Here is a 25,585-nt window from a genome sequence, read left to right on the forward strand (position 1 = left end):
ATTAACGTGTTGAGAGTCGGATTGCTCGGTGCCGGCCGTATAGGTCGGGTGCATGCCATTAATATTGCGGGACATGCCCGCAGCCAGCTTGTCGCTGTTTCAGACGTAAATGCGGGGGCCGCGCAATCGCTGGCGGATCTTTATGGTGCCAGGCCCACCACGTCTGACGCCATCCTGAACGATGCCTCGATCGACGCGGTGCTGATAGCGACTTCAACCGATACCCATTCCGATCTGATCGAAAAAGCCGCCGCTGCCGGCAAAGCCGTGCTGTGCGAAAAGCCCGTCGACCTTTCGCTTCAACGTGCTCAGGCCTGCCTTGACGCTGTGTCGAACACCGGTGTTCCAGTAATGATCGGCTTCAATCGCCGTTTCGACCCCAATTTCTCGGCGATCAAGGCGTCCGTTACCGCTGGAGAGGTGGGTAAACCGGAACTGCTGTCGATCACCTCGTTCGACCCCGCGCCGCCGCCGCTGACTTACATCAAAGTGTCGGGCGGCCTGTTTCGCGATATGATGATCCACGATTTCGATATGGCGAACTTCCTGATGGGGGACACGCCGACGACGGTCCATGCGGTTGGCACATCCATAGTTGATCACGAAATCGGAAAAGCTGGTGACGTCGATACCGCGGTGGTGACGCTCACCTATGCTGACGGTCGCATCGCCGTGATCAAAAACAGCCGACGTGCTGTGTACGGTTATGACCAGCGCGTAGAACTCCTAGGTTCCGAGGGGCTTCTGTCGGCCGGAAACGTGCTCGAGAACACGGTCTCAAAAGCGACGCAGCAGGGTGTCACCAGCGCAAAACCGGAATTCTTCTTCCTGGAGCGCTACATGCGATCCTACGCGGCAGAGTGGGATGCCTTCGTCAACGCTGTTCTGGACGGCGCTACCATCCCGGTGACACTCAAAGATGGCGTTGCAGCACTTGCTATGGCCGAAGCGGCAACGCAGTCCGCGAAATCAGGTGAGGCCGTGGCGCTGGCTCTGTAGCGCGCCCATCGCTCAAGAAATTGCCGTGACGCGTTTTGCGTTGTCGCGGGCTTTCGGTGCCGGCCCCGTGCGACCGGAATGGACTAAGCGTCGTGGGAGTGACGCTTTGAAACTTAATTGGGAGGATGTTATGAAGAAATTGCTCGCAGCCGTGGCAACAGCGGCACTTGTCGCCGCCGCCACTCCGGTATTTGCAACAGATATTATTGTCGTCGCACACGGACAGGCGAATGATCCGTTCTGGTCGGTCGTCAAGAACGGTGCCGAAAAGGCCGGCAAGGATACCGGCGTCAACGTCGATTTCCGTTCGCCAGAAACCTTTGACATGGTCGCGATGGCTCAGTTGATAGACGCTGCGGTCAATCAGGATCCCGACGGAATTGTCGTATCGATCCCGGATGCCGACGCACTCGGACCGTCAATCAAACGAGCCGTCGACGCAGGCATCCCCGTTATCTCCATGAACTCCGGCTCAGATGTTGCGCACAAGCTTGGCGCAAAACTGCATGTCGGCCAATCCGAGTTCGATGCCGGCAAAGTTGCGGGTCAAAAACTTGCTGAACTCGGTGGCAAAAAAGCCATCTGCGTCAATCAGGAAGTCGGAAACGTCTCGCTTGACCTGCGTTGTGCCGGTTTCAAGGAGGGCTTCGGCAAGGAGGTTAGTGTACTTCCAACAAACAATGACCCGACTGAAGTCGAGTCCAAGGTCCGGGCGGCACTCGATTCCGACAAGGAGGTCAATGTTGTACTGGGCCTCAACGCATCTCTGGTCGGAGAGCCGACTGTCAAGGCCGCGCAGGCGCTTGGCCGCGACGACGTGCTGATCGCGACCTTCGACCTATCCGCTGGCTTCCTCAAGGATGTTGCGGATGGCAAGGCCGCATTTGCGATCGATCAGCAGCAGTACTTGCAGGGTTATCTGCCAGTCGCATTCCTTGCTTTGAATGCACAATACGGCCTGATGCCGGGTGGCGACGTACCATCTGGCCCGAACCTTGTCACCAAGGACACTGCTGCCCAGGTCATCGACCTCTCCGCCAAGGGCATTCGCTAATCACATTGTTACCGGGCCGCATAGTCTTTCGCGGTCCGGACATCGATCAGGAGACAAACGAATGTCGATAGACTCAGTCGGACATGCGGACGAGCGGATCAAGTCGGAGTCCGTTGCCACGAAACTCATGAAACGACCGGAATTAGGCGCAATCGGCGGTGTAATTCTCGTCACGGCTTTTTTCATGATCACCGCCGACAGCACAATGTTCACCCTGTCAGGCATTATGAATTTTATGACGCCGGCGGCCCAGCTCGGAATCCTCGGAATTGCCGCTGCCTTGCTGATGATAGGCGGCGAATTCGACTTGTCGATCGGCTCGATGGTGGCGTTTGCCGGTATGATGTTTGGCGTATTCGTCGTGAATGTCGGCATGCCATTGATCATTGCTATCCCTCTGACCCTGGGACTTGCTGCGGCTCTCGGGGCTGCCAACGGGCTGATCGTCCTGCGTACAGGTTTGCCGTCCTTCATCGTCACGCTAGCTGGCCTGTTTGTTCTTCGGGGTGCGTCCTTGGTAGGCCTTAAGATTTTTACAGGCGGTTCCACGCAATTGCGTGGAATTCGCGAAGCGGTCGAGGGTGACTTCTTAGCTCCGCTGTTCTCAGGGGACGCCTTCGGCTTTGTCATGAGATGGCTGGCTGAAGCGGGTATCGTTGACAGTTTCAAGTCGGGCGTCCCGAAGGTGCCTGGCATCCCGGTCGAGATCATATGGTTCATCGCATTTGCGATGATCGCAACCTACATCCTTCTGCGTACCCCGGTTGGCAACTGGATTTTCGCAACCGGTGGCGATTCCGTCGCTGCACAGAACTCAGGTGTCCCTGTGCGCGGTGTCAGAATCTCCCTCTTCATGCTCACGGCTGTCGCTGCGGCGCTCGTGGCGATTATCACAGTCATTGATGCCGGTTCGACCGATGCGCGTCGGGGCTTCATGAAAGAGTTCGAGGCGATTATCGCGGCCGTTATTGGCGGTTGCCTACTCACAGGAGGGTATGGATCTGCGATCGGCGCGTTCTTCGGTGCGATTATCTTTGGGATGGTCACGATCGGCCTGACCTACACCCGCTTTGATCAGGACTGGTTCCAGGTCTTTCTCGGCGCAATGCTGCTGCTTGCCGTCATCTTTAACAACGTCATTCGCCGACGTGTGACCGGGGAGCACTGAGAATGTCCGCACCGATCATCCATATGGAAAACATCAAGAAACACTACGGCAATGTAATTGCGCTCAATGGAGTGACCTTCGACCTCAGAGCGGGCGAATGCCATTGCCTGCTCGGAGACAACGGGGCTGGTAAGTCGACCTTCATCAAGACCATGTCCGGCGTTCATAAACCCACCGAAGGCTCGATTACCTTTGAAGGCAAACCACTATCTTTCAACAGCCCCCGCGATGCGATGGAAGCTGGCATCGCGACTGTGTTTCAGGATCTTGCGATGATCCCGTTGATGTCGGTAACCCGCAACTTCTTCATGGGCCGCGAGCCGACCAAAGGTCGTGGATTGTTCAAACGATTTGATATCGAGCACGCGAATGAGGTCACCATGGCCGAAATGCGCAAAATGGGCATCAACCTACGCGGTCCAGACCAGGCTGTCGGCACACTTTCAGGCGGCGAGCGGCAAACCGTGGCAATCGCTCGGGCCGTTTATTTCGGCGCAAAAGTGCTTATTCTCGACGAGCCAACGTCGGCGCTGGGTGTTCGACAGACCTCGAACGTGCTCGCCACGATAAAGCGCGTACGCGAACAAGGCATTGGTGTGGTGTTCATCTCGCATAATGTCCGCCATGCCATGGCAGTTGGCGATCGGTTTACCGTTCTCAACCGTGGCCAAACGCTTGGCACCGCCACGCGTGGGGAAATCACAGCGTCGCAACTGCAGGACATGATGGCTGGAGGTCAGGAAATGGCGACGCTCGAAGGCTCGCTTGGCGGAACGATCTGAGGATTCTATCATGGTAATACCATCCATCCTTCCCGACCGACCGCTTGGCATCGCGCTGATTGGCACGGGCTTTATGGGCAAGTGCCATGCCATGGCTTGGCGAAATGTCGCTGCAGTCTTCGGTGGCGCACATCATCGTCTGGAAATTCTCGGCGATGCCACGCCGGAAAGGGCTGAAAGTTTTGCCCGCCAGTTCGGCTTTTCCCGATCTACGGCACGCTGGCAGGAAGCGGTGGCCGATCCCAACGTCGATGTCGTCTCGATTACGGCTCCAAATGGCATGCACCGTCCGATGGCCGAAGCTGCTCTGGAGGCCGGCAAGCACGTCTGGCTCGAAAAGCCGATGGCATTGACACTCAACGATGCCGAGGCGATGGCAGCGACAGCCGCCAGATATCCCGATCAGGCGACGATGCTCGGCTACAACTATTTGAGAAGTCCTGCTTTTCAGGCCGCACGACAACTGATCGGAGACGGCGCGATAGGCCGACCGCTTGCATTCCGTGGGGTCTATGACGAGGATTACTCCGCCGACCCACTCCTCCCGTGGTCTTGGCGGATGACTCACGAAGGTGGTGGCCTCGGCGCACTTGGCGACCTGGGCTGCCACCTCGTGAGCCATATGCTGGAGCTCATGGGGCCTGTGACTGAGGTGATCGCCCAGACCCAGGTCGCAATTCCAATGCGTCCGTCTCCCGACGGGCCGAAGCGGGTCGAGAACGAGGATAGCGCTCTCGCACTCTTGCGTTTCACCTCCGGCGCGCAGGGATCATTCGCCACCTCACGGGTGGCGCGAGGACGCAAATGCCGGCTGCAATGGGAAATACACGGCGAGAGCGGCACGATCGTTTTCGACCAGGAGAACATGAACGAACTGTGGGTTCACCGCACCGGCGATTCCGGCTTTGTGCGGCATCTGACGGGTCCAGATCAACCCGACTTTGCCGCCTTTTGCCCTGCGCCTGGCCACAACTTTGGTTTCAACGAACAGAAAGTGGTTGAGGCACGAGATCTGCTTGTCGCCATCGCCGGTGGGACGAATGTCGGACCCGATTTTGCGCAAGGGGTGGAGATCGAGAAGGTTATCCATGCCATGGCCGCCTCGAATGGAGTTCCAGTCCGCTTCTAAGGCAGGACTGTTTTTTAAAACCCGGAGAAAACGATGGATCAACCATTTACCCTTGCGGCCTGCGCCGAAATGCTTTGGCGTGACAAACCGATCGAATGGCGCTGCGCGCAACTCAAGGACCTTGGCTTCGAGGTGGGTCTATGGAACTGGCCGGAGCATGATCTGTTGGCGCTGGAAAGGTCGGGGGCGACCTTCTCGATTATGAACGGTTATCTTACGGGCAGACTGGCGGACGATGAGGGGGCCGAAGAGTTGCTGCGGTCCGCGCGCGAAACGGCGCAAGTCGGCAAAAGGTTAGGAGTTGCACGTCTCAATCTTCACGGCACGGGGCTTGGCGAAGGAGGGCTTCCAGTCGTTCCGACCGAGGTCGTGACCGGACGGATGTGGCTCAAAGCACGTGATACACTCGCGCGTATTGCCGACATGGCAGAAGAGGAGGGCGTTGTCTTCACTCTGGAAAACCTCAACCTGCCGGTCGATCATCCGGGAACACCGTTTGGTCGAGCCGAAGACACCTTGACGCTGGTTCAGAGCGTCAATCATCCGCGCCTGAGGCTCAATCTCGATCTCTATCATGTACAGATCGGCGAGGGGAACCTCATCGAAACATGCAAAGCCTGCTTGCCGTGGATCGGTGAAATACAGGTTGCCGACGTGCCGGGACGATATGAACCTGGGACAGGTGAAATTAATTACAACGGGATTGCCAAGGCATTATTTGATCTGGGTTACCGCGGACCCGTTGGACTTGAAGCCTTTGCCAAAGGCGATCCAATTGTAGCGCTTGAAGCTTTTCGCAAAGCATTTACGCTCGACGAAACACCCAGATGATGGATGTAACTCGGAGAGCCCGCGAAAGCCATAAAGTCGATCTCAGGGCTTTTCGACGTCCATATCAGCGGCATCAAGATCACGTCTCACGGATCCTGTGACCGGGCTGTTGGTTTCCACGCAGAACTGAGCCGGTTAGGCAGATAAGGGGATGCGGACGAAAACTTGGACCACCAGGAGGTAGTTCATGTATTCCTACGCAGACAGACTTCGAGCCGTTGAGCTTTACATCAGGCTTGGCAAGCGACTTAACGGGACCATTCGCCAGTTGGGTTATCCCACAAAGAATGCGCTAAGGGGCTGGTACCGCGAATACGTACAACATCTCGACCTGCGTATTCTGCCGGTAGCTCGAGCGCCGAAGTATTCCGAGAGTCAGAAGCAGGCGGCACTTGAGCATTACCGCACCCATGATCGTTGCATCTCTGTGACGATGAGGGCACTTGGCTACCCTGGTCGAGGAACTCTCACCGCATGGGTCCGCGAGGCCTTTCCGGAGACGCGAGCATCAATGGTTGGTCGATCTTGGCACCCTGGCTATTCCAAGGAGGTCCGGCAAGCGGGGGTCATCGGACTCCGCATGCAAACCAACATGATGGCCATCAATTGCCGTATCCAGCGAGAGGGCGAGGTCGTCCACCTCGTTGCCCAGCGCCTGTTCGGCTTTTCGTCAGACTTGGCGAGCATTGGCGATAGGGACGGCGGTCTTGGGGACTTCCCGCTTTCGCATGGCCGCGGCGACCAGGTCAAGCATGGCGGAGGGCCAGATCCACGGGAGCATCCCAAAGCCTGCGGTGCAGGCGCGCGATATCTATATTCCTGACCTTCATATTGATAATTTGAAGATCAAATCCAGAAACTTCCACTGAGGAGGCCGGTGTGTCGCGTCTGTTTGCAGTCACCAAAAGCCTGGAGGAGATTGTCGCCCATTTCGCGGTCGACATCGCGCCGGCGCTTGAGGTGCCGAGCGAAACCATCGAAGGCACCCCAGGACTGATCGTCCTTGAGAAGGACGGATTGCGGCTGTTGAAGTCGGTCCCATGGGGTTTTCCGCGACAGACACGCAACATGAGGCGTGAAGGCGAGCCACCGAGCCGCATCGGCCTCGTTGCGGATCTTACCAATCCGGTCTGGGACCAGATCGTCGTTGATCCAAAATACCGCTGCCTGATCCCGCTCACGCATTTTGCAAACCCCGACGGTGTCAAAGGGGAGAAAACCAGATCATGGTTCTCGAAGAGCCGGCAGTCTTTGATGGCCTGGGCGGGGTTCTGCAAGAACACTCCAGACTTCGGCCCGGTGTTCGCCGGCATGACCATGACCGCAAACGAGAAGATCAGGCCCTTCAACGACCGAATGCCCGTTTTGCTAAAGTCGGAAGAATATGAGCGCTGGCTTCACGGTTCGATCGAAGAAGTCATCGCCTTGCAGTTTCGCGATCCGCCGTCTTCCGACGACTTCGAAATCCTGCATAGCCGCGACCGCTGGCAAAGCGGCGTTGCACCCTCCAAGGCTTCACCCCGTCGGGACAACATGCTTATGTAGCAAGGGTTGGCGTTGGGGTTTCGTGTTGAAAGGTCTGCCATATGTGCAACTTGTACACCGTCCGTCTTTCCGCTGCGGAAGTGGCCGCGCACTTTCGTGTGCCGAACCCGATGCAATCGAACGCTCCCGAGGAAGTCTATCCCGGAACGCCCGGGATGGTGGTAACGGAGAATGAAGGCGTTCGCGAGCTTCGCTCGATGGTGTGGGTGGAGTTGACCGGAATTGTGATGCGCCGGGCTGCTCCATCAGCGCCTCCCGGAACGCCACCAGCTTGTGATGCTGCAAAACCAGAAGCCTCAGTCGCCCGTCGGTTCCCGCTCCAGTCTACTTATTAGGCGTTGTTAGTGCTCGTCGGCGTCGAGACCTGTGTTCGGGCATGGAAGATTTTGCGTCGGTGACAGCCCGTCGCCGTCCCTGAACTTCGGTCACGACGATGGCTCTGGGACCGGGTGGAGTTGATCAAGCTGTTGATAGACCAAGAAGCGTGTCGGCATTTCGGTGGGCGATGCGCGCCCTGTCCGCGGGGGAAACAGGCAGGCTTTTGAGAAACGCTACGCCGGCGCTATTCGTGGCGTAGGGATAGTCGACCGAGAACAGGATGCGATCCGCACCGAAGGCAGTCAGAGCGGCGAGAAATGCGGACGTGTCGAAGAAGCCACTGGTCGTGATCCAAACTTGATCCAGAATAGTTTGCGATACGGTGCGCTGCCGTCCCGCTTCCGTTCCCGTCCCGAAGGTCTCATCAACGCGTTTGAGCAGGATTGGGAGCAACTCACCCAAGTGACCGATGATGAGCTTCAGGCCCGGGTTCCGATCTAGCGTGCCGGACAGAACGAGGCGAAGAATGTGAATCGCGGTTTCAGAATGCCAGCCGAAGCCGGCGTTGGACAGCAGATACGATGAAATCTCGCCCGGAAGTCCGCTATAATAAGCATCCCGCACCGCACGTGGCGGCGGCCCGGGATGAATATAAAGCGGAGACCCGAGCGCCTCGGCACGCGCCAGAATAGGAGCGAACCGCGGGTCGTCCAGGAACAGTCCATCCGTGGTGCCATTGATGGAGGCCCCGCGAAAACCGAGCCTTTTCACACAGCGCTCCAGTTCGTCTGCCGCCGCAGCAGGCTCTTTCATGGGCAAGTGGGCGAATGCCGCGAAACGATCGGGATGCCTTTCGACTGCAACAGCAAGTCGATCATTATAATCACGCGCAAAGCCGATGCCTTCTTCTCCAGCCAGCAATTCGGCGCCCGGACCTATGACCGACAGCACTTGCAGGGTGAGTTCAGCCTGGTTCATCGCATCGATGCGCCCCTGCTGTATATCGCTTAGCGCCTCGTTGAGAGGTCCCGGACCCCAATGACCGCTCGTTGGCACCCAGCCGGCTTCTACGGCAACCGAAACTGGAATTCTTTGGCTCATTTCAGGGAGCGTGACATGCTCCTCTAACGCAATGATACGCATGATCTCGTTTTCTCCATCCGGCGGCGGGAAAAGTCTAAGTACGCCGCCATGATTGTTGGTATCGCGTCCATTAATGGCGTGATACGCTTCGAAATGACAATCGATATCGAAAATCTGCCAATCGCACCCGTTCGGGCGCCGACGGCAGCCGCGTGGGACGTCGCATTCGCGACACCTGCGATGGCGTTACTTGTCGGGTACGACGAGGATTGGGTTGAGCTGCCGCTGCACCAGCACGCGAGTGGGCAACTCATCATCGCGCTGAGCGGTGCAGTAATGTGCCATGTTCCCGGCTCGATATGGATCGTACCGACCGGGTGCGCCGTGTGGGTTCCGGCCGGCCTTCGGCACCGCAGCCCGGCATCGCCGCACTCGCGCATATGCATCCTGTTCGTCAAGCAGGATGCCGCCTGCCTGCCCGATCATTGTTGCACCCTCGAGATCACCCCATTGGTGAGGGAGATAGTGCTGCGCTTGGTTGGCACGACCGTAGGCAATGACACCGACGAGCACGAACTTCTTCTGATGAAGGTCCTGTTGAAGGAACTGGAGGGAATGCCGACAGGCGGACTGAAGCTCCCGGTTTCGTCCCATCCGAGGATGGTGGTGATACAGGAGGCGCTGATGGCGCATCCGGGCGACCGCACCACGCTTGCCGAATGGTCCGGCCGCACCGCGACCAGCGAGCGAACCCTGGCCCGCTTGGTCTTCCGGGAAACGGGGATGACGTTCGGCCGATGGCGGCAGCAGCTTCATTTGCTTGTCGCGCTGTCCAAGCTGTCAGACGGAGTGCCCGTACAGCAAGTCTCCGATGCGCTTGGCTACGAGTCTGCGACCTCTTTTATTACAATGTTCCGGAAGGCCCTGGGAACGACGCCGTCGCGCTACTTCGACCGTAAAGTCGCCGACTCTGCTAAGGCATAGAAACGGTGCCACTTCCAAATCCTATTTCAGATGTCTTGCGACTCGAGCCTGCGATACATCTCAACGATGTCTTTGCTTGTATACCCGAGAGTATATTCGCCCTTTCCAAGGGATGCTAGAAACCCATCGCCAAAGGCCTCAAGATGCTTAAGCGAGAGATCTCGCAGTTTGGGTGATCTGCTCTTGACAGCCCTGCCTAGCGCCGCCTCCAATTCTGGTGCCGTCAGTTCGGTGCAGTAAGCAGGCGTGCCTGGCTGCTGCCGCCAGGATTGCGCCAACGGACCAGCGTCAATCCCGTCGAAGCCCAGATCGTTGATCAAGCCGACGACCTTCGTTTTAGCTGTCTTATCGTCGCCGTAAACCGACATGGCGATCCGGCCGGCTGTGCCCGCCGGCTTTCCCTCGTGCGCCTGGGTGTAGGCCAGCTGATTGTTAAACGCCTTAATGACCGGACGCCCGATCTGCTGCTCAACCCACTGGCTTTCCACCATGCCTTCCTCGATGGCGGGGATCGTTTGGTCACGCCCCGGGAAATAATTCGAGGTATCGACGAGAATGACATCGTCGGGAACGGCGTCGAACAGGCCGTCGGGCAGCGATGGTATGGCATGGAGCGGGATCGTGGTGACGATCACCTCGACGTCCTTGACGGCGTCCGCTACTGGCACGGCCTGCGCGCCGGTCTCGCTGGCCAGATTGTCAAGAGCACTGGGATCGAAGTCGTTGGAGATCCGGATAGAGTGACCTGCGGCCACCCATTTCTTTGCGAGATTGGCTCCGATCAATCCAGTTCCGATGATGGCGATTTTCATAAATCTTTCCTTTCCTTCGAGAGTGGTGATTCGTAATTCTGCATGTTCCAGCATCCGAGAACGCTCGCACTGGGAGCGAGCGGTCTCGGCGGGGCGTCTCGGTAAACACGAGATGTATGGGCAGGCGTCAGATTGGCCCGGTGTTCAGACGGCCGTCTGGCCGCCATCAACGGGAACGACTGCACCGGTCATGTAGGAGGATGCGTCTGACGCGAGGAACAGCATGGCCTGTGCGATTTCCTCGGGCTTCCCGACACGTCCCGCCGGGATGAGGCTTACGGTCTTGTACACCGACGCCGGATCCTTGGCCAGATGCTCCAGATAGATCGGAGTTTCAATCCCACCTGGGCAGATTACATTGGCGCGAACGCCCTTGCTCGCATATTCGGCGGCAATGACGCGGGTTGTGGCGATAATAGCGCCCTTCGTCGCTGAATAGACGGCAAGGCCCGGCATTCCAACGAGCGCCGTGGCTGACGAGATGTTGACGATGACACCGCCATTCCCCGCAACGAGATGGGGAAGTGCGTATTTCATGGAAAGCAGCAAGCCGCGGATGTTGACCGCAATGACTTTGTCGAAGTCTTCCTCGCGCGCATCTTCCAGCGAACCCTGTGGGCCTGTAATACCTGCGACGTTACACAGAATGTCCAGTTGCCCGAACTCGGTGATGGCCATGTCGATCATCGCCTGGACATCGTTACTTTTGCTGACGTCGGCCGAGCAAGCCACCGCGCGCTCACCAAGTTCGGCGGCGAGATCGGCCTCTTTTCCGCTGACATCCGCAAGCACGACACGTGCTCCTTCCTTGTGAAAGAGCCTTGCCGCTGCCGCAGCGATCCCGGAGCCTGCGCCCGTGATAAGGGCGACCTTACCTTCCATAATTCCGTTCATTCGTCTTTCTCCTTTTCGATCACGCGTGAGGGTGCGGCATCGTCGTCGCAGTGTTCATCCCATCGTCCTGCCGTGCGTCCCGGAGCTATTCAAACCGCGTAAAGAAGCCGCGAGAGCTGGACGATGAAGTCCCCGGCGGGATTGTGACCGGCTTCGAAGCGCTCGAGGTAAACCTTGGAGGCCAGGTCCGACCGCCTACGCGATCGGGCGAGATCAGCCGATGCCAAAGCCTGCGACAGTTCGGCGAGCGTGACCTCGGTGCAATAGGATGGCGAGCCGGTTTGCTGCCGCCACGATTCCGCGATCGGCCCGGCATCATAGCCGTCGAAGCCGGTGTCCTCGACCAGCGCCATCGTCACGTCACGGTCGCGGGGGCGATCGGCCGCGACCGGGGCCGCGATCCGGTCGGGGTCGCCGGCGGGCCTGCCCTTTTCCGCCAGCGTAACCGAATAGATTGAGTTCCACGCCTTGGCGATCGGACGGCCGAGTTGTGCCGTCACCCAGACGCTGTCGGCCATCCCGTTCTCGATCTCAGCGATCCTGTCGTCGCGCGCTGGGATATAGTTCGACGTGTCGATCACAACCGTTTCGGCGGGAAGGTCGGCGACCAGCGGCGCGATCGCGGGAATGCCGATGAAGGGGATAGAGAGGATTAAGACCTCGACGCCGATGATGGCCTCCTCCCTGGTGACCGCCTGGGCGCCTGTGGAGAGCGCATCTGAATCGATCGTGTCGGGTCCGCGCGAGTTGGCGACTTTTACCTCATGGCCGGCTGCGGCCAGCTTTCGAGCGAGAGTTCTGCCGATGTGGCCGGAGCCTAGAATTCCGATTTTCATGTCTCTTCCTTCCTTTTGAACACAATCGGGAGGCAGCAGTGCTCGCTGCACCCCGATCCGCGTTGAGGATTACTTTGGAGCAGTGACTTCGCGATTGCGGGTCACGATCTGCTGGTGGCTGAGGGGTGAGGTCTCCGCCATGAAGCTCTTGATGAGCGCGTCACGGTTCTTCGGTGCACGCGCCTTGTCGGCTTTGGACAGTGCGTCTCTGAGTTCGGGCAACGTCAGTTCCGTGCAGTAGGCCGGCGTGCCCGGCTGCTGACGCCAGGAGTCAGCGAGACCGCCGGCATCCAGCGTGTCGAAACCGGTCTCGTCGACCAGTTGCCGCGCGATCGCCTTGGCATGCAGATCGTCGCCCGCGACGGGGATCGCAATCCGGCCTGTCGTGCCCGCCGCAGTGCCGCCATTCGCCAGCGTTTCGGCGAGAAGCGCATTGAACGCCTTGACCACAGGTCGGCCCAGTTGCTCGCTCGACCAGACGCTTTCCGGCTTGCCGCCATCGACCTCCGCGATGTTCCCGTCGCGGAAGGGATAGTAGTTGCCAGTGTCGATCACGACCACGTCCGACGGCACGTCCGCGAAGATGCCGGCTACCTTGGGGATCTCCGCAAACGGGATCGAGAGTATGATCGCCTCGACATCCTTGACCGCATCCGGTGCGGCGACCGGGACAGCGCCCACTTCGCCCGCCTTGTCGCGGATGTCGTCAGGACCCTTCGAACCCGCCAGCTTGACGGTATGTCCAGCTGCTGCCAGCTTTCGTGCGATCGTGGCGCCAATGTTTCCTGCGCCGATGATACCGATTTTCATGTTGTTTCCTTTCAGTTGTTGTTTGTGGATTGGGGTTATTGAATTACGCGTGGATCAATCCCGTACTGAGCGGGAGCGCCCAGATGATCGCGAAGCGTGGAACCTCCATAGTCCCGGTGAAACAGCCCGCGCTCCTGGAGGATAGGCACGACGCCGTCAACGAAAGCGTCGATTCCGTCCTCGTAGATGTCCGGCGACACCCAGAAGCCATCGACGGCGTCTGCCTCGAACCATTCTTGCATGTGGTCGGCAGCCTCAACTGCGGGGCCGACAATAACAGGGTGATAATCGATCACGCCGTGGGCAAGCACGTCGCGAAGGGTCCAGCCTTCGCGTGCGATTTTAAGCGCGTGCTCTGAGCGCGGATCACCCGGCGATGGGCGAGCTTTGGCCAGTTGGTCCAGCGATAACGGCACGTCGAGCCGGGAAGGATCGAGGCGCAGGCCAAGCATCTGCCCGAGATATGCCGCGCGTTGAGGAAAAGTCCTCTCGCTTAACGCAATCCGGCGATCTAGCCCTTCCCGTCGATCGCTGGCGATCGTCGTCATAAGGCCGGCAAAAAATTTGATCTCGTCCGGGCTGCGCCCAGCACGTTCAGCCGCGTCACGAAACGCTGTGCGCTGCCGACGTGCGTCTCCAATTGTGAATGTGGCACCAATGACGCCGTTGGCATAACGACCGGCGAGTTCAAGGGCGTTTGGACTGCCGCCAGCGTGGAAGATGACGGGTTGCCCCTGTTCGGACGGGGGGATGTACAAGGGCCCACGCGAGGCGGCGAACGAGCCGCCCATGTTGATGGGAGCAATCTGTTCGGCGTTTGCGAAACGTCCGGTTGCCTGATCGTGTAACCAAGCATCCTGACCCCAGCTGCCCCAGAGTGCCTGGACGAGCTGCACTGTCTCATGCGCCCTTCCGTACCGGTCTTTGCTGGACGGCAGGCGACGGCCGTAATTCGCTGCGACATCTTCTCCACTTGACGTGACGGCGTTCCAACCCGTTCGTCCATGGCTCAAGACGTCCAGCGCCTTGAACTGGCGGGCGAGGTTGAAGGGTTCATTAAACGTGGTCGATCCCGTTGCGACAAGGCCGATCCGGTCGGTCGCGCACGCGACAGCCGCCAAGGCGACCATGACGTCGAGATTGAAATTGGGTGGCTCGTTCTCGATGTCGCCGACATGTGTCGGACCATCCGGCAGGAAGAGGAACTGAAGCTTTCCGCGTTCGGCCGCCTGGGCGTGCCGTACCTTCGCATCGAAACTGGTGTAACTCCTGGGATCGACCGTCGAGGCACGCCAGGCTCCCGGCAGGTTCCCGTATCCATTGCCCAGATGCATGCCAATTATCATCTGTTTGCTCATCGTATTCTCTTTTCCCTGACGGGAACCATCTGTTAAAGGGGCCCGACAGAACATATATGTGGAGAGTGTCTCCGATATGATCTGCATATACGGAGAGACTCTCCGATGTTCAAGGGTCGAAAGTCAGAATGCAAGATTTGCCAAAACCGCCGCGGCGCGGGAGAGACGTCCAACAGAACAGAGCGCATATTCTCGATGTGGCGCGACAAGCCTTCAGAAGCGATGGTGTTGATGTTTCCATGGATGCTGTGGCGAAGCTGGCAGGGGTGGGACCGGGCACGCTTTATCGCCACTTTCCCAACAAGGACGCTTTACTGGCCGCGCTGCTCGTCGATCACTATGAGGCACTGGACATTCGTCGCATCGAGATCGAAGAACATGAGTCGAACCCAGCGCGCGTATTGGAGCGCTGGATTGATGCATTGGGAGACTGGATGATGGCTTATGAAGGCTTGGCCGAGCCACTCCGGGCTGCTTGCAGTAAAGACTCGCCCCTTACCCCGACTTGCGACACGGTCATTGCGACGACGGAACGAATACTGAGTGCTGCACAGCAAGCGGGATCAGCACGAAGAACAGTCACCGGCAGGGATGTCTTTCTGGGCGCATTGGCAATTGCCTGGGCAAGCGGGTCTATGGTCGCGAAGGCGGATACACGACACGTGCTTCGCGACGTCCTGCGAGACGGCTGGCTACAACCAAAGTAGCACTGGCAGTTTGGAGCAACTTTCTATTCGCGTTGGCCGAAGCGGCCGTTGAGAACCTGACATGACGCTTCAAGCGCTGCGTCACGGGGTCGACATGACGCCGGGTGCTCCATGTCGGCTTAAAATGTCGGATGATTGCTCGCGTCGCGCACGCGCCGTAAATGCTGGATCAACGGCTGATCAAAGGCTGTCCATGCGCGACCGCAAACTTAAGGCCGGTGTGGTGAGGCCTTTAAAGATTGCCAGCGTTGGAAGCCGGTTCGCTTTTACTGCTCTTGATAGGACCACCCAAAGTTGCCGTGAACCACTCGACCACCCGATCGATGATCTGCGGCTGATACCAGGTCAGATCACCATGACCGGCGCCTTCGACGAGAACATATTCGACCTTGTCGCCCTTGCTCTTCAATGTTTCGTAGAGCTGCACGCTTTGACGAGGCGACACGAGCGTATCGGCGCTTCCATGCATGATGAGGAACGGTGGCTTGTTGCCGGCAACATGACCCATGGGGCTTGCTTGCAACGCCTTTTCGGGATTGCTACCGATCGATGCGCCGGGAAAATCCGCAAAAGCCGTGCCGTTCACTAGCAGCGCTTCAGTCACAGCAGGAGACGTATGCACCTTGGCGATCGCTTCCGGAAACCCGTCGCCGATTTCAAGCAGATTGGAGATGCCGTACATTGTCACAGCTGCCTGAACGTCGGAGGATTTATCGAGAAACTGCCCCTTGTCGAAGGCCTTCTCGCCATTCGTCATGCCCATCATCTGCGATACATATCCACCAGCGGAATCCCCGAGCACGCCGATGCGGGCAGGATCGATACCGTACTCGCTGGCGTGTTCGCGCAGATAGCGGATAGCCGCCTTGCCATCCTCGACAAGTGCCGGATATTTGTTGGGAACCGTGCGGTATTGCGCGGCTGCGACCACGAACCCCGCCTGGGCAAGCGCCATGCGCAGTTCGATGAATTTCTCATGATCCGCCGAGATAAAACCGCCGCCCGGAAAATAAACGATCGCCGGCTTCAGATCGTTGTTCCGCGGCACGAGCAGCGACATCTCTAGCTGGGTAACGGCTCGAACCTGCTTGATTTGCGTATAAACGACACCGCTGATCTGATCGATTTGGCCTTGCGTCTTTTCCACGCGAACGACCTGCGCACCTTCCGCGTAGCCGGGAAGCGACGTTTTATCATCAGCTTGGGCAAGGGTGGTCGTCAGCATCGATACTCCTAACATTAATGTGCCAATGAGTAGGGGGACAGGCTTCATGTCAATTTCTCCTTAAATAAGTGCTGGATTTTTCAAAGTTCAAAACACTGGAAGGGACGAGGCACTTGATCCTGCGGCGCGAAGCCGCGTATTGCGGCGCTCGCTGTTTGGGATATAGAGAGCTCAGATCTAATCGTTCCTCTCCTAACTGAATCTCGGTAAAGCGTAAAATTAACGATGTGTAATTTGACCACGTCGGAATTTTCGAAAGGGCTTCGAGTCTCCAGATCGTCGTACTCGCCCAAAGACTTGCGGATCGTCCCAACTTCGAGCGTCCTTCATCAAACTGGCTTTCGTTTCGACGCGCTTTCGACCGTTGTCCAGAATTTCTCGGCCAATTCAGTCATCCGGTTCCTGGGTCGGATCAGCACGATCTTGACCGGAACCATCCATTTCTCGTCGCCGGCGATTGCAAGCTTTCCTTCATGCTCCAGCTCGAAATTCGCGAGGCTGCGTGGTATCCAGGCAACGCCTTTCCCTTCGAGTGCCAGCGCTTTCAAGACCATGGCCAAATGAGATGTGAACACGCGAACGAGATGCAATTCGGTGTGTGGCAGGTTGGCGGCAAGTATCCGACCCATGCCTGACTTCTCGTCGAATGACACGTGAGGAACGGGAGCCTCAGACGTGCCGGGTAATCTATGGATCGGCAAGCCATCCTCACCTTTGCTCGCGACTGGAAGAAGAACGTCCGTGGCGAGTTCCACGTGCTTGAAATCCGATTCATGCAAGCGGATTTCGCTGTTTGGATGGAAATGGCAAAGGAGAAACTGCGCTCGGCCTTCCGCCATCATCCTTTCACACTCGTTCATATTATCCGAAAGGAGCCGGATCGGGACAGTCGCCACCGAAGAACCCAGACTCTGGACCCAACTGGGAAAAAAGGTGAACGACAAAGCGTGCGTCGCCGCAAATGTCAGGGTCGCAGTGGCGGACCGTTCCTGGTTCAGGTCCTGGGTTGCCCTCTCGATCCTTTGGAGAATATCTTTCGCGGCAACCAGCATGATTTCACCCGCGGGCGTAATCCTGATGCGGTGCGTCGAACGGTCGACCAGAACCGATCCGCTCCAATCTTCAAGGGCCTTTATCCGTCTACCAAAAGCGGGCTGGGTAATGTTGCGCACCTCCGCTGCCCTTGAGAAATTGAGGGTGTCGGCGAGTGCTCGCAGATCTAAAAGCCAGGCAGTATCCATCTCATCCTCATCACTTACGGCATCAATTGAAGCCGAAACGGCATTGGACCGTCAATCGCTTGTTCGCGACTGTGTTGCATTGAGGAGTGCCGTTGTTGGAGACGACGGCAAATGGGAGGAAGACAATGAAGTTACTTTCGATCATAGCTGTATTTACACTATCCGTCACCCCGGTTTTTGCTGCAGACTACCCCGAACGCAATATATTCATGGTGGTCCCATACGCAGCGGGCGGACCGACCGATACCATCGCCCGGCTTACCGCAGACGCGATGTCAAAGTCGCTCGGCAAGCAGATCGTCGTTGAGAACGTTGCGGGTGCAGGTGGAACGATTGGTGCCCGGCGTGTGGCAGACGCGGATCCGGACGGCTATACGATCCTCGTTCATCATATCGGTATGGCGACCGCTCCCGCACTCTACAGACAGCTACCCTACAAACCGACAGAAGCTTTCGAGCCGATCGGTCTCGTCAGCGATGCTGCAATGACTGTGATTGCGCGCAACGAGTTCCCGGCTTCGACGTTTCAGGAACTCGTCGCCTACATCAAACAGAACGGTAACAAGGTAACCTATGCCCATGCCGGGATCGGAGCTGCGTCCCACCTCTGCGGCACGTTGTTCATGTCAACCATCGGAACCCAGATGACGACCGTTCCGTACAAGGGAAACGGCCCGATCATGACGGATTTGCTCGGCGGCCAGATCGATATGACCTGTGACCAGGCGACGAACACGGTCGGTCCGATCACGCAGAAGCAGGTGAAGGCATATGCGATCACCAGTGACGCACGCGCTGAAACGCTGCCAGATGTGCCAACGACCACAGAGGCCGGATTGCCCGAATTTAAAGTCGGCGTCTGGCATGGCGTGTATGCACCCAAGGGCACTCCGAAGGACGTCCTTGACAAGCTGACGTCGGCACTCCAGGCCGCAATGGACGACGCCGTCCTGAAGGAACGCTTCGCGCAGATCGCTACTATGCCTGCGACGAAGGACCAGGCGACCCAGGAGGCGCTCCGTACCAAGCTCGATAGCGAAATCAAGCGATGGGATCCCATCATCAAAGCTGCCGGACATTTCGCAGATTAACGATGATGGTTCGGCTACGGGGTAAAGCCCGCAGTCGAACGGAGGGCTTCTATGGATATCAAGAATATTGCCGCCTCCGGCACGCTGCTGGCTGTCGGGATCGGGTTCGGCATTTCATCCATATTTACAATGGATGTCGGATCCGCGCTCAGAATGGGCCCCGGCTATTTCCCTCTGATCCTGTCGATCGTCATTACCGTGATCGGCGTCGTTATCGGAATCAAGGCTCTGAGGGACACTGAAGCCTTTCACCCGCAGATCGCACCCTTGCGGGCCGTCGTCGCCATTATCGTTGCGCCTATCCTGTTCGGCCTGACTGTTAGAGGAATGGGGTTTGTGCCGGCAGTGGCGCTCACTTCATTGTCTGCGGCAACCGCGGCGACCGGGCAGAGACCGCTCGTCGTTCTCGCCATCACGCTCGGCATCACCGTCTTCTGTCTGGCTGTGTTCTATTATGGCCTCGGGCTTCCCGTCCGTCTTATCGGCCCTTGGTTGGGAGCTTAAGCTATGATGGACCTTATCGGAAATCTAGGGATGGGCCTAAGCGCGGCTCTGACGCCTTACAATATTCTCTTCTGTTTCGTTGGCACACTACTCGGAACGCTGGTCGGTGTTCTCCCGGGAATCGGCCCAACGGCGACGATTGCCATGCTGCTGCCGATCACCTTGTCTCTTTCGCCCGAGACATCCCTGATCATGCTTGCTGGCATATATTACGGCGCGCAGTATGGCGGCTCGACGACCGCGATCCTGATCAATCTGCCGGGCGAATCCTCGTCGGCCGTGACAGCTCTAGATGGATACCAGATGGCCCGGCAGGGCAGGGCAGGGCCGGCGCTTGCAGCTGCGGCTCTCAGTTCCTTCTTTGCCGGCACCATCGCGACCGTCGTCGTGGCCGCTCTTGCGCCGCCCTTGACAACGATCGCGCTGAAGTTCGGGTCGCCGGAATATTTCGGTCTGATGGTGCTCGGGCTCGCTGCCTCCATCGTTCTGGCGCGCGGATCGGTGCTGAAGACGATCGCAATGGTCTCAATAGGCCTCGTTTTTGGGCTTGTCGGAACGGACATTAATACGGGGGCGATGCGTTTCACGCTTGGCCGACCGGAACTGGCGGACGGTCTGAACTTCGTCGCCGTCGCCGTTGGTCTCTTTGGGATTGCCGAAATCCTGCGCAATCTCGAAACGACGATCGAGCGAACCGCCGTCGTCAGCCGCGTTGCAGGCCTCTGGCCGAGCCGTGCAGATTTCAAGGCGATGATCGGGCCGGCATGCCGCGGCACGCTGTTGGGATCTGCGCTTGGCGTTCTTCCGGGAGGCGGCGCCATCCTGGCGTCCTTCGCATCCTATGCTCTGGAGAAGAAAATTTCCAAGACGCCGGAGCGCTTCGGCAATGGCGCGATCGAGGGTGTGGCGGGACCAGAGGCTGCAAACAATGCAGGGGCACAGACGTCGTTCATACCGATGCTAACCCTTGGCGTGCCCGCCAATCCCGTCATGGCGCTGATGATCGGCGCGATGATCATCCAGGGTATCGTGCCTGGACCGCAAGTCGCGACCGAGCAACCGGTTCTGTTCTGGGGCCTCATCGCCTCGATGTGGATCGGCAACCTGCTTCTCGTCATCCTCAATCTGCCGTTGATCGGCCTGTGGGTGAAGCTTCTGACGGTTCCCTACACGGTGCTGTTTCCGGCGATCCTCGCCTTCGCCTCGATTGGCGTCTACAGCGTGAACTCCAACACGTTCGATCTCTATGTGATGGCCGCGTTCGGGGTGTTCGGTTACGCGTTGTCCAAACTGGATTTCGAGCCTGCGCCCATGCTGTTGGGCTTCGTCCTTGGCCCCCTGCTGGAAGAACATCTGCGACGAGCGATGACGATTTCGCACGGTGACGTTTCCGTCTTCTTTACCCGGCCGATCAGCGCAGGACTTCTGACGGTTGCCCTCATCGTGCTGATTGTAGCCTTTCTTCCTAACATCGCGAGACGTCGCAACCAGGTCTTCGTCGAGGAAGACTGATCGAATTGGAGCATGACTTTGGAAAAAAGAACCAACCGCATCCACAAAATCGCTTCTATTGCGGGAGACGGCATCGGCAAGGAAGTCGTGCCGGAAGGCCTGCGGGTTCTTGAAGCGGCATCGAAGAAATTCGGCTTCGAACTCCGGATCGACACATTCGACTTTGCCTCCTGCGACTACTACGTCAAGCACGGGCAGATGATGCCTGATGACTGGAAGGCGCAGATCGGCAACCATGACGCGATCTTCTTCGGTGCGGTTGGCTGGCCGGACGTCGTTCCCGATCATATCTCGCTCTGGGGCTCGCTCATTCAGTTCCGGCGCGAGTTCGACCAGTATGTGAGCCTGCGGCCCGTGCGGCTGATGCCGGGCGTGACCTCGCCGCTCGCCGGCAGAGGACCCGGCGATATTGACTTCTACGTCGTGCGCGAGAACACCGAAGGCGAATACTCCTCGGTCGGCGGGCGCATTTTTCCCGGAACCGAGCGTGAAACGGTGCTGCAGGAAACGGTCATGACGCGCATCGGCGTCGATCGGATCCTCAAGTTCGCCTTCGATCTTGCCCAGACCCGGCCTCGCAAGCGGCTGACGTCAGCAACCAAATCGAACGGCATCTCCATCTCTATGCCCTATTGGGATGAGAGGGTCGAAGAGATGGCGAAGTCCTATCCGGATATCGCCTGGGACAAATATCATATCGACATTCTCTGCGCCCATTTCGTGCTCAACCCGGATCGTTTCGACGTGGTTGTGGCATCGAACCTGTTCGGCGATATCCTGTCTGATCTCGGTCCGGCCTGCACGGGCACGATCGGAATCGCCCCCTCGGGGAACATCAACCCTGAGCGGAAATTCCCCTCCCTATTCGAACCCGTCCACGGGACGGCGCCGGACATCGCGGGGCAGGGCATTGCAAATCCGATCGGACAGATATGGTCGGCAGCGATGATGCTGGATCATCTCGGAGAGCATGAAGCAAGCGCGGCCGTCATGGCAGGCATCGAAACGGTTCTCGCCGATGAGAGGCCGCGGACACGCGACCTGGGCGGCAAGGCGGACACCGTAACGTGCGGAAAGGCCGTTGCGGACAGTCTCGGGTAATATGCATTTCTGTAGCAGTGAATGTGCCAGCAACAGATCCATGAAGCTGAATTTGCATTGGAATATGCGATTCCGTGAAGGTGAACAAAGCCATTAACCTCGAGTAATCTGTAGTTCTCAGCAAAGTCTTCGGCCGCCTCGTTGCGAATGGCAATGCCGAAATGGCACCAATATAAATCGTCAGAGCATTGGAATTTGCAGCCCCGCCTGGCTACCAAGGAGGCAACAGTCCGGTCGTCCGATCGCTATGAAGTTGCGGCGGAACGCCACCATTCGCTATCTATTTTAAACTAAAACAGAGGTTAAAATGCGTATCATCGACGTCTGCGAAGTCACCAAACCAATCGCTTCGCCCATCCGCAACGCCTATATCGACTTCTCGAAGATGACGGCGAGCCTCGTCGCCGTTGTCACCGATGTTGTGAAGGACGGCCGTCGGGTCGTTGGCTATGGTTTCAACTCGAACGGCCGTTATGGCCAGGGCGGCTTGATCCGCGAGCGGTTCAAGGACCGCATCCTGCAGGCAGACCCGAACAGCCTGATCAACGATGAGGGCACCAACCTCGATCCGCACAAGATCTGGTCGACTATGATGATGAATGAAAAGCCCGGCGGCCATGGAGAGCGCTCGGTCGCCGTCGGAACGCTCGACATGGCGATCTGGGATGCGGTCGCGAAGATTGAAGGCAAACCTCTGTTCCGCATGTTGGCCGATATGAAGGGCCGTGAAGCGAACCCGAAGGTCTTCGTTTACGCCGCAGGCGGCTACTATTATCCCGGCAAGGACAATAGCGCGCTGCGCAAGGAGATGCGAAGCTATCTCGACCGAGGCTACAATGTAGTCAAGATGAAGATCGGGGGAGCCTCGATTGACGAAGACCGGGGCCGTATCGAGTCCGTGCTGGAAGAGATCGGTTCTGAGGCACGTCTGGCCGTCGACGCCAACGGTCGCTTCGATCTGGAGAACGGGATCGCCTACGCCAAGATGCTACGCGATTACCCTCTGTTCTGGTACGAGGAAATCGGCGATCCCCTCGACTATGCTCTGCAGGCGGCGATCTCGGAATTCTACGATGCCCCGATGGCGACCGGAGAGAACCTCTTCTCCCATCAGGATGCCCGTAACCTGCTGCGCTACGGCGGCATGCGTTCTGACCGCGACTTCCTGCAGTTTGACTGCGCCCTGTCCTACGGTCTCGTCGAGTACCTGCGCACGCTGGACGTGCTGCGCCAGTTCGGTTGGTCACCGTCGCGTTGTATCCCTCACGGCGGCCACCAGATGTCGCTCAATATTGCCGCCGGCCTTGGGCTGGGCGGTAACGAGAGCTATCCGGATCTCTTCCAGCCCTATGGCGGCTTCCCGGACGGCGTCAAGGTTATCGACGGCCACATCACAATGCCGGAACTGCCGGGCATCGGCTTCGAAGGCAAATCCGACCTGATCAAGGTCATGCGCGAACTCGCCGAGTAATGAAGTCTCTGGGGAGTGGCACGCGACTCCCGCATTAACAATCGGCGCCGCAAACAATTACCGATGACATGCGGCATACGTGAGGATTGGCTGAGCACCACGTCCATGTGCGACATCATGAGGCGACCCACAATTGTATTGCCGCCTCATCAAGTTGATCGACAGCTGCCTGCCGAGAATGGGATGTAGTCAGCGACGAAATGGGTGTCATGAAACGACCGTTAACATGCGACCCCATGTTTGCGACCTACCTCTCGTATGGCGCCTAAGCAGAGGCGGAAACACTCTGCCGCCTCTGCGGTCTTATATGTTGTTTGCCGTTATAGAACGCTCGGTTCTATGGCTTACGTTCAGCTTGTGATTTTGCGAATGCTGGCGACCATGGCTTCGCGTTCGAATGCAACGCTTCCATCGACAATCCCTTGCGTGATGAGTTCAAGGTTGTGAGGAAGGCGGGTCTTGTCGACAGACGAAAGTGCTTTCGTCAGACCGGCTGCATCGAGTTCCGTGCAATAGGCGGGGCTTCCCGGCTGGAAACGCCAGGAATCCGATAGCGGGCCGGCATCCACGACATCGAAGCCAGTGTCATTAACGAGACCCGATACCACAGCTTTAGCAGCGGCATCATCTCCAGCGATCGGTATGGCCAATCTGGAAGCCGCGCCACGTTTCGCGCCGCAGTCGGCGAGAGTGAAAGACAGGAGCGCGTTCCAGGCTTTCACGAGAGGCTTTCCGATCTGCTCGCTGGCCCAGACGGTTTCCAGTTTTCCTTCTTGTACCTCTTTAATCATGCCGTCCCGCATTGGATAGTAGTTGGACGTATCGACGACGATGACGCCTGCGGGAACAGCGGCAAGCACAGGTGCGAGTTCCGGATTTCGATCAAATGGTACGGAAAGGATAATTACCTCCACATCCTTGACCGCTTCGTCACGCGTGACAGCAGCAATTGCCATGCCGTCAACGATGTCCTTGAGGGTTTCCGGTCCCTTCGAGTTGGCCAGCTTCACGTCATGGCCGGCCTTTGCCAAGATCCGTGCCAGATTTGCGCCGACCATTCCTGCTCCGATAATTCCGATTTTCATGATTTTTCCTTGTTCCTGTTCATTCGCGGGATTTGCGAAATTTTTGAAGGGTGTTCCGAAGGGCGGCGAGAGCCGCATCGGCCACCGTGGTCAGAGCATGTCCGACATGCCGAACGAGGTGAGCATACCGTTCTGAATGGGGCGGACCGCCTCATTCAGTTGATGGATACCAAAGTCTAAGCCTTCAGGCATAACGACGGTTCGCAACGGGCGTCGCTCAGTCGCTTCGATCAACTCTGCGATGGAAACGGCAACGCGCTGAGGACGGGGTGGGTTGGCATCGTCTCCGTCGTTAGCGTGCGCCTTGATTTGGCCTGGGATTGCCGCGATCTCACCGTAGGATGCAATAACAGCATGGTCCGATGGCTCAGGGCTCGCCGAGATGAGGTTGCTCGGGAATGGCCCGGGCTCGACAATGACGGAGTCAATACCAAAGCCCTTCAGCTCGTAACGATATGCCTCGGCAAGTGCCTCCAGCGCGAACTTGCTTGCTGAGTAGGTTCCGAAAAAGGGGAACACCACCCGGCCCATCAGGGATGTGACGTGGACAAGGAGCCCGCTGCCAGCAGCGCGCATATGAGGAAGAACGGCCCGGTCCGCACGTACAGCGCCAAAGAAATTGACCGCAAACAGCCGTTCGATGTCAGCAACCGTGTAGGCTTCCGTGATCCCGACAGGCATCAATCCGGCATTGTTGACGAGGACATCGATCTTTCCGTGCTCTCTTACGACCTTATCGACCGTTGAATTAACGGAAACCTCGTCGGCAACATCCATCTCCAGAACGTGCAGCACATGTCCTTCAGTTGTCGCAGCGTCAATGAGATCCTTGCGCACCCGAGCGTTTCGCCCCTCGACGTCTCGCATGGTCGCAACCACCGTATGCCCCCGTCTCGCCAACTCGAGCACCGTAAGGTTCCCGAAGCCGCTGCTCGCACCCGTCACAACCACAACTTTTCCGCTCATCGCAAAACTCTCTTTTTTGAAAAATGACGTCCCTTCAATATACAGACCTGTATGTACTTGCAATAGGGAAAAATACAGA

At 57.9% G+C, this 25,585-nt stretch carries 24 protein-coding genes and 2 pseudogenes; 16 read left to right on the top strand and 10 right to left on the bottom strand.

Annotated elements, in window-relative coordinates:
• The first annotated feature begins 6 nt into the window (after positions 1–6).
• The 9 genes and pseudogenes from iolG to RMR16_RS24170 all read left to right on the top strand — a co-directional run.
• The gene (gene iolG, locus RMR16_RS24130) at positions 7–999 is read left to right on the top strand and encodes an inositol 2-dehydrogenase (protein ID WP_320201821.1); all 993 of its coding nucleotides are present in this window, start codon (positions 7–9) and stop codon (positions 997–999) included.
• A gap of 130 nt (positions 1,000–1,129) precedes the next feature.
• Positions 1,130–2,053 (top strand): sugar ABC transporter substrate-binding protein, encoded by a 924-nt coding sequence (locus RMR16_RS24135; RefSeq protein WP_320201822.1) that lies wholly within the window; start codon positions 1,130–1,132, stop codon positions 2,051–2,053.
• A 61-nt stretch (positions 2,054–2,114) separates the two neighbouring features.
• Positions 2,115–3,221: an ABC transporter permease gene (locus RMR16_RS24140; RefSeq protein WP_320201823.1), complete on the top strand. Its 1,107-nt coding sequence runs from the start codon at positions 2,115–2,117 to the stop codon at positions 3,219–3,221.
• A gap of 2 nt (positions 3,222–3,223) precedes the next feature.
• Positions 3,224–4,003: an ATP-binding cassette domain-containing protein gene (locus tag RMR16_RS24145; protein WP_320201824.1), complete on the top strand. Its 780-nt coding sequence runs from the start codon at positions 3,224–3,226 to the stop codon at positions 4,001–4,003.
• A gap of 10 nt (positions 4,004–4,013) precedes the next feature.
• The gene (locus RMR16_RS24150; protein ID WP_320201825.1) at positions 4,014–5,132 is read left to right on the top strand and encodes a Gfo/Idh/MocA family protein; all 1,119 of its coding nucleotides are present in this window, start codon (positions 4,014–4,016) and stop codon (positions 5,130–5,132) included.
• 33 nt (positions 5,133–5,165) lie between these two features.
• Positions 5,166–5,963 carry a TIM barrel protein gene (locus RMR16_RS24155; protein WP_320201826.1) on the top strand — a complete coding sequence of 266 codons (798 nt, stop codon included), beginning with the start codon at positions 5,166–5,168 and terminating at the stop codon, positions 5,961–5,963.
• Between the two features lie 187 nt (positions 5,964–6,150).
• Positions 6,151–6,832 (top strand): annotated as a pseudogene (locus RMR16_RS24160) (hypothetical protein).
• Between the two features lie 10 nt (positions 6,833–6,842).
• Positions 6,843–7,508 (top strand): SOS response-associated peptidase family protein, encoded by a 666-nt coding sequence (locus RMR16_RS24165; protein ID WP_320201827.1) that lies wholly within the window; start codon positions 6,843–6,845, stop codon positions 7,506–7,508.
• Between the two features lie 41 nt (positions 7,509–7,549).
• Positions 7,550–7,714, top strand: a pseudogene (locus RMR16_RS24170) (DUF159 family protein); the annotation flags it as partial.
• 253 nt (positions 7,715–7,967) lie between these two features.
• Here RMR16_RS24170 and RMR16_RS24175 read toward each other — a convergent pair.
• Positions 7,968–8,969: an amidohydrolase family protein gene (locus RMR16_RS24175; RefSeq protein WP_320201828.1), complete on the bottom strand. Its 1,002-nt coding sequence runs from the start codon at positions 8,967–8,969 to the stop codon at positions 7,968–7,970.
• Between the two features lie 48 nt (positions 8,970–9,017).
• Between RMR16_RS24175 and RMR16_RS24180 the strand changes: the two genes are divergently transcribed.
• Positions 9,018–9,893 (top strand): AraC family transcriptional regulator, encoded by an 876-nt coding sequence (locus RMR16_RS24180; RefSeq protein WP_320201829.1) that lies wholly within the window; start codon positions 9,018–9,020, stop codon positions 9,891–9,893.
• 26 nt (positions 9,894–9,919) lie between these two features.
• On the opposite strand, the gene RMR16_RS24185 is transcribed toward RMR16_RS24180, so the two are convergent.
• From RMR16_RS24185 to RMR16_RS24205, 5 genes are all read right to left on the bottom strand, one after another.
• On the bottom strand, positions 9,920–10,705 hold the full coding sequence (locus RMR16_RS24185) for an NADPH-dependent F420 reductase (protein WP_320201830.1): 786 nt from the start codon (positions 10,703–10,705) through the stop codon (positions 9,920–9,922).
• A 144-nt stretch (positions 10,706–10,849) separates the two neighbouring features.
• Positions 10,850–11,599 (bottom strand): SDR family NAD(P)-dependent oxidoreductase, encoded by a 750-nt coding sequence (locus tag RMR16_RS24190; protein WP_320201831.1) that lies wholly within the window; start codon positions 11,597–11,599, stop codon positions 10,850–10,852.
• Positions 11,600–11,688: 89 nt separating this feature from the next.
• Entirely contained in the window at positions 11,689–12,435 is a 747-nt protein-coding gene (locus tag RMR16_RS24195; RefSeq protein WP_432355536.1) for an NADPH-dependent F420 reductase, read from the bottom strand.
• Positions 12,436–12,504: 69 nt separating this feature from the next.
• Complete coding sequence (locus RMR16_RS24200) at positions 12,505–13,245, bottom strand: NADPH-dependent F420 reductase (RefSeq protein WP_320201832.1); 741 nt, start codon at positions 13,243–13,245, stop codon at positions 12,505–12,507.
• 35 nt (positions 13,246–13,280) lie between these two features.
• The gene (locus tag RMR16_RS24205) at positions 13,281–14,603 is read right to left on the bottom strand and encodes an NtaA/DmoA family FMN-dependent monooxygenase (RefSeq protein ID WP_320201833.1); all 1,323 of its coding nucleotides are present in this window, start codon (positions 14,601–14,603) and stop codon (positions 13,281–13,283) included.
• Between the two features lie 128 nt (positions 14,604–14,731).
• On the opposite strand from RMR16_RS24205, the gene RMR16_RS24210 reads away from it, so the two are divergent.
• On the top strand, positions 14,732–15,310 hold the full coding sequence (locus RMR16_RS24210; RefSeq protein WP_320201834.1) for a TetR/AcrR family transcriptional regulator: 579 nt from the start codon (positions 14,732–14,734) through the stop codon (positions 15,308–15,310).
• A 232-nt stretch (positions 15,311–15,542) separates the two neighbouring features.
• Here the strand turns inward: RMR16_RS24210 and RMR16_RS24215 are convergent, their stop codons facing one another.
• Positions 15,543–16,583, bottom strand: a complete 1,041-nt coding sequence (locus RMR16_RS24215) for an alpha/beta hydrolase fold domain-containing protein (protein ID WP_432355539.1) — start codon at positions 16,581–16,583, stop codon at positions 15,543–15,545.
• Positions 16,584–16,864: 281 nt separating this feature from the next.
• Positions 16,865–17,776 carry a LysR substrate-binding domain-containing protein gene (locus RMR16_RS24220; protein ID WP_320201836.1) on the bottom strand — a complete coding sequence of 304 codons (912 nt, stop codon included), beginning with the start codon at positions 17,774–17,776 and terminating at the stop codon, positions 16,865–16,867.
• Positions 17,777–17,901: 125 nt separating this feature from the next.
• On the opposite strand from RMR16_RS24220, the gene RMR16_RS24225 reads away from it, so the two are divergent.
• The 5 genes from RMR16_RS24225 (at position 17,902) to RMR16_RS24245 (ending at position 23,455) form a co-directional block, all read left to right on the top strand.
• Positions 17,902–18,867, top strand: a complete 966-nt coding sequence (locus RMR16_RS24225) for a tripartite tricarboxylate transporter substrate-binding protein (protein ID WP_320201837.1) — start codon at positions 17,902–17,904, stop codon at positions 18,865–18,867.
• A 51-nt stretch (positions 18,868–18,918) separates the two neighbouring features.
• Positions 18,919–19,371 (top strand): tripartite tricarboxylate transporter TctB family protein, encoded by a 453-nt coding sequence (locus RMR16_RS24230; RefSeq protein ID WP_320201838.1) that lies wholly within the window; start codon positions 18,919–18,921, stop codon positions 19,369–19,371.
• Positions 19,372–19,377: 6 nt separating this feature from the next.
• A complete protein-coding gene (locus RMR16_RS24235) occupies positions 19,378–20,883 on the top strand; it encodes a tripartite tricarboxylate transporter permease (protein ID WP_320201861.1) in 1,506 nt (501 codons plus the stop codon).
• A 12-nt stretch (positions 20,884–20,895) separates the two neighbouring features.
• Entirely contained in the window at positions 20,896–21,984 is a 1,089-nt protein-coding gene (locus RMR16_RS24240) for a tartrate dehydrogenase (protein ID WP_320201839.1), read from the top strand.
• A gap of 307 nt (positions 21,985–22,291) precedes the next feature.
• Positions 22,292–23,455: a mandelate racemase/muconate lactonizing enzyme family protein gene (locus tag RMR16_RS24245; protein ID WP_320201840.1), complete on the top strand. Its 1,164-nt coding sequence runs from the start codon at positions 22,292–22,294 to the stop codon at positions 23,453–23,455.
• Between the two features lie 350 nt (positions 23,456–23,805).
• Here the strand turns inward: RMR16_RS24245 and RMR16_RS24250 are convergent, their stop codons facing one another.
• Both RMR16_RS24250 and RMR16_RS24255 read right to left on the bottom strand, forming a co-directional pair.
• Positions 23,806–24,540: an NADPH-dependent F420 reductase gene (locus RMR16_RS24250; protein WP_432355542.1), complete on the bottom strand. Its 735-nt coding sequence runs from the start codon at positions 24,538–24,540 to the stop codon at positions 23,806–23,808.
• Positions 24,541–24,630: 90 nt separating this feature from the next.
• Complete coding sequence (locus tag RMR16_RS24255) at positions 24,631–25,506, bottom strand: SDR family oxidoreductase (protein WP_320201842.1); 876 nt, start codon at positions 25,504–25,506, stop codon at positions 24,631–24,633.
• Between the last annotated feature and the right edge of the window lie 79 nt (positions 25,507–25,585).

Source organism: Agrobacterium sp. rho-13.3, assembly GCF_033957765.2.
Lineage (GTDB): Bacteria > Pseudomonadota > Alphaproteobacteria > Rhizobiales > Rhizobiaceae > Agrobacterium.

Excerpts from the sequence above, each read along its gene's own strand:
- RMR16_RS24195 (WP_432355536.1), bottom strand. The coding sequence starts at position 12,435 with ATGAAAATCGGAATTCTAGGCTCCGGCCACATCGGCAGAACTCTCGCT.
- RMR16_RS24150 (WP_320201825.1), top strand. The coding sequence starts at position 4,014 with ATGGTAATACCATCCATCCTTCCCGACCGACCGCTTGGCATCGCGCTG.
- RMR16_RS24180 (WP_320201829.1), top strand. The coding sequence starts at position 9,018 with ATGATTGTTGGTATCGCGTCCATTAATGGCGTGATACGCTTCGAAATG.
- RMR16_RS24230 (WP_320201838.1), top strand. The coding sequence starts at position 18,919 with ATGGATATCAAGAATATTGCCGCCTCCGGCACGCTGCTGGCTGTCGGG.
- RMR16_RS24190 (WP_320201831.1), bottom strand. The coding sequence starts at position 11,599 with ATGAACGGAATTATGGAAGGTAAGGTCGCCCTTATCACGGGCGCAGGC.
- RMR16_RS24255 (WP_320201842.1), bottom strand. The coding sequence starts at position 25,506 with ATGAGCGGAAAAGTTGTGGTTGTGACGGGTGCGAGCAGCGGCTTCGGG.
- RMR16_RS24155 (WP_320201826.1), top strand. The coding sequence starts at position 5,166 with ATGGATCAACCATTTACCCTTGCGGCCTGCGCCGAAATGCTTTGGCGT.
- RMR16_RS24175 (WP_320201828.1), bottom strand. The coding sequence starts at position 8,969 with ATGCGTATCATTGCGTTAGAGGAGCATGTCACGCTCCCTGAAATGAGC.
- RMR16_RS24235 (WP_320201861.1), top strand. The coding sequence starts at position 19,378 with ATGGACCTTATCGGAAATCTAGGGATGGGCCTAAGCGCGGCTCTGACG.
- RMR16_RS24240 (WP_320201839.1), top strand. The coding sequence starts at position 20,896 with ATGACTTTGGAAAAAAGAACCAACCGCATCCACAAAATCGCTTCTATT.
- RMR16_RS24210 (WP_320201834.1), top strand. The coding sequence starts at position 14,732 with ATGCAAGATTTGCCAAAACCGCCGCGGCGCGGGAGAGACGTCCAACAG.
- RMR16_RS24245 (WP_320201840.1), top strand. The coding sequence starts at position 22,292 with ATGCGTATCATCGACGTCTGCGAAGTCACCAAACCAATCGCTTCGCCC.
- RMR16_RS24225 (WP_320201837.1), top strand. The coding sequence starts at position 17,902 with ATGAAGTTACTTTCGATCATAGCTGTATTTACACTATCCGTCACCCCG.
- RMR16_RS24205 (WP_320201833.1), bottom strand. The coding sequence starts at position 14,603 with ATGAGCAAACAGATGATAATTGGCATGCATCTGGGCAATGGATACGGG.
- RMR16_RS24215 (WP_432355539.1), bottom strand. The coding sequence starts at position 16,583 with ATGAAGCCTGTCCCCCTACTCATTGGCACATTAATGTTAGGAGTATCG.
- RMR16_RS24185 (WP_320201830.1), bottom strand. The coding sequence starts at position 10,705 with ATGAAAATCGCCATCATCGGAACTGGATTGATCGGAGCCAATCTCGCA.
- RMR16_RS24145 (WP_320201824.1), top strand. The coding sequence starts at position 3,224 with ATGTCCGCACCGATCATCCATATGGAAAACATCAAGAAACACTACGGC.
- RMR16_RS24220 (WP_320201836.1), bottom strand. The coding sequence starts at position 17,776 with ATGGATACTGCCTGGCTTTTAGATCTGCGAGCACTCGCCGACACCCTC.
- RMR16_RS24250 (WP_432355542.1), bottom strand. The coding sequence starts at position 24,540 with ATGAAAATCGGAATTATCGGAGCAGGAATGGTCGGCGCAAATCTGGCA.
- RMR16_RS24200 (WP_320201832.1), bottom strand. The coding sequence starts at position 13,245 with ATGAAAATCGGTATCATCGGCGCAGGAAACATTGGCGCCACGATCGCA.
- RMR16_RS24140 (WP_320201823.1), top strand. The coding sequence starts at position 2,115 with ATGTCGATAGACTCAGTCGGACATGCGGACGAGCGGATCAAGTCGGAG.
- RMR16_RS24135 (WP_320201822.1), top strand. The coding sequence starts at position 1,130 with ATGAAGAAATTGCTCGCAGCCGTGGCAACAGCGGCACTTGTCGCCGCC.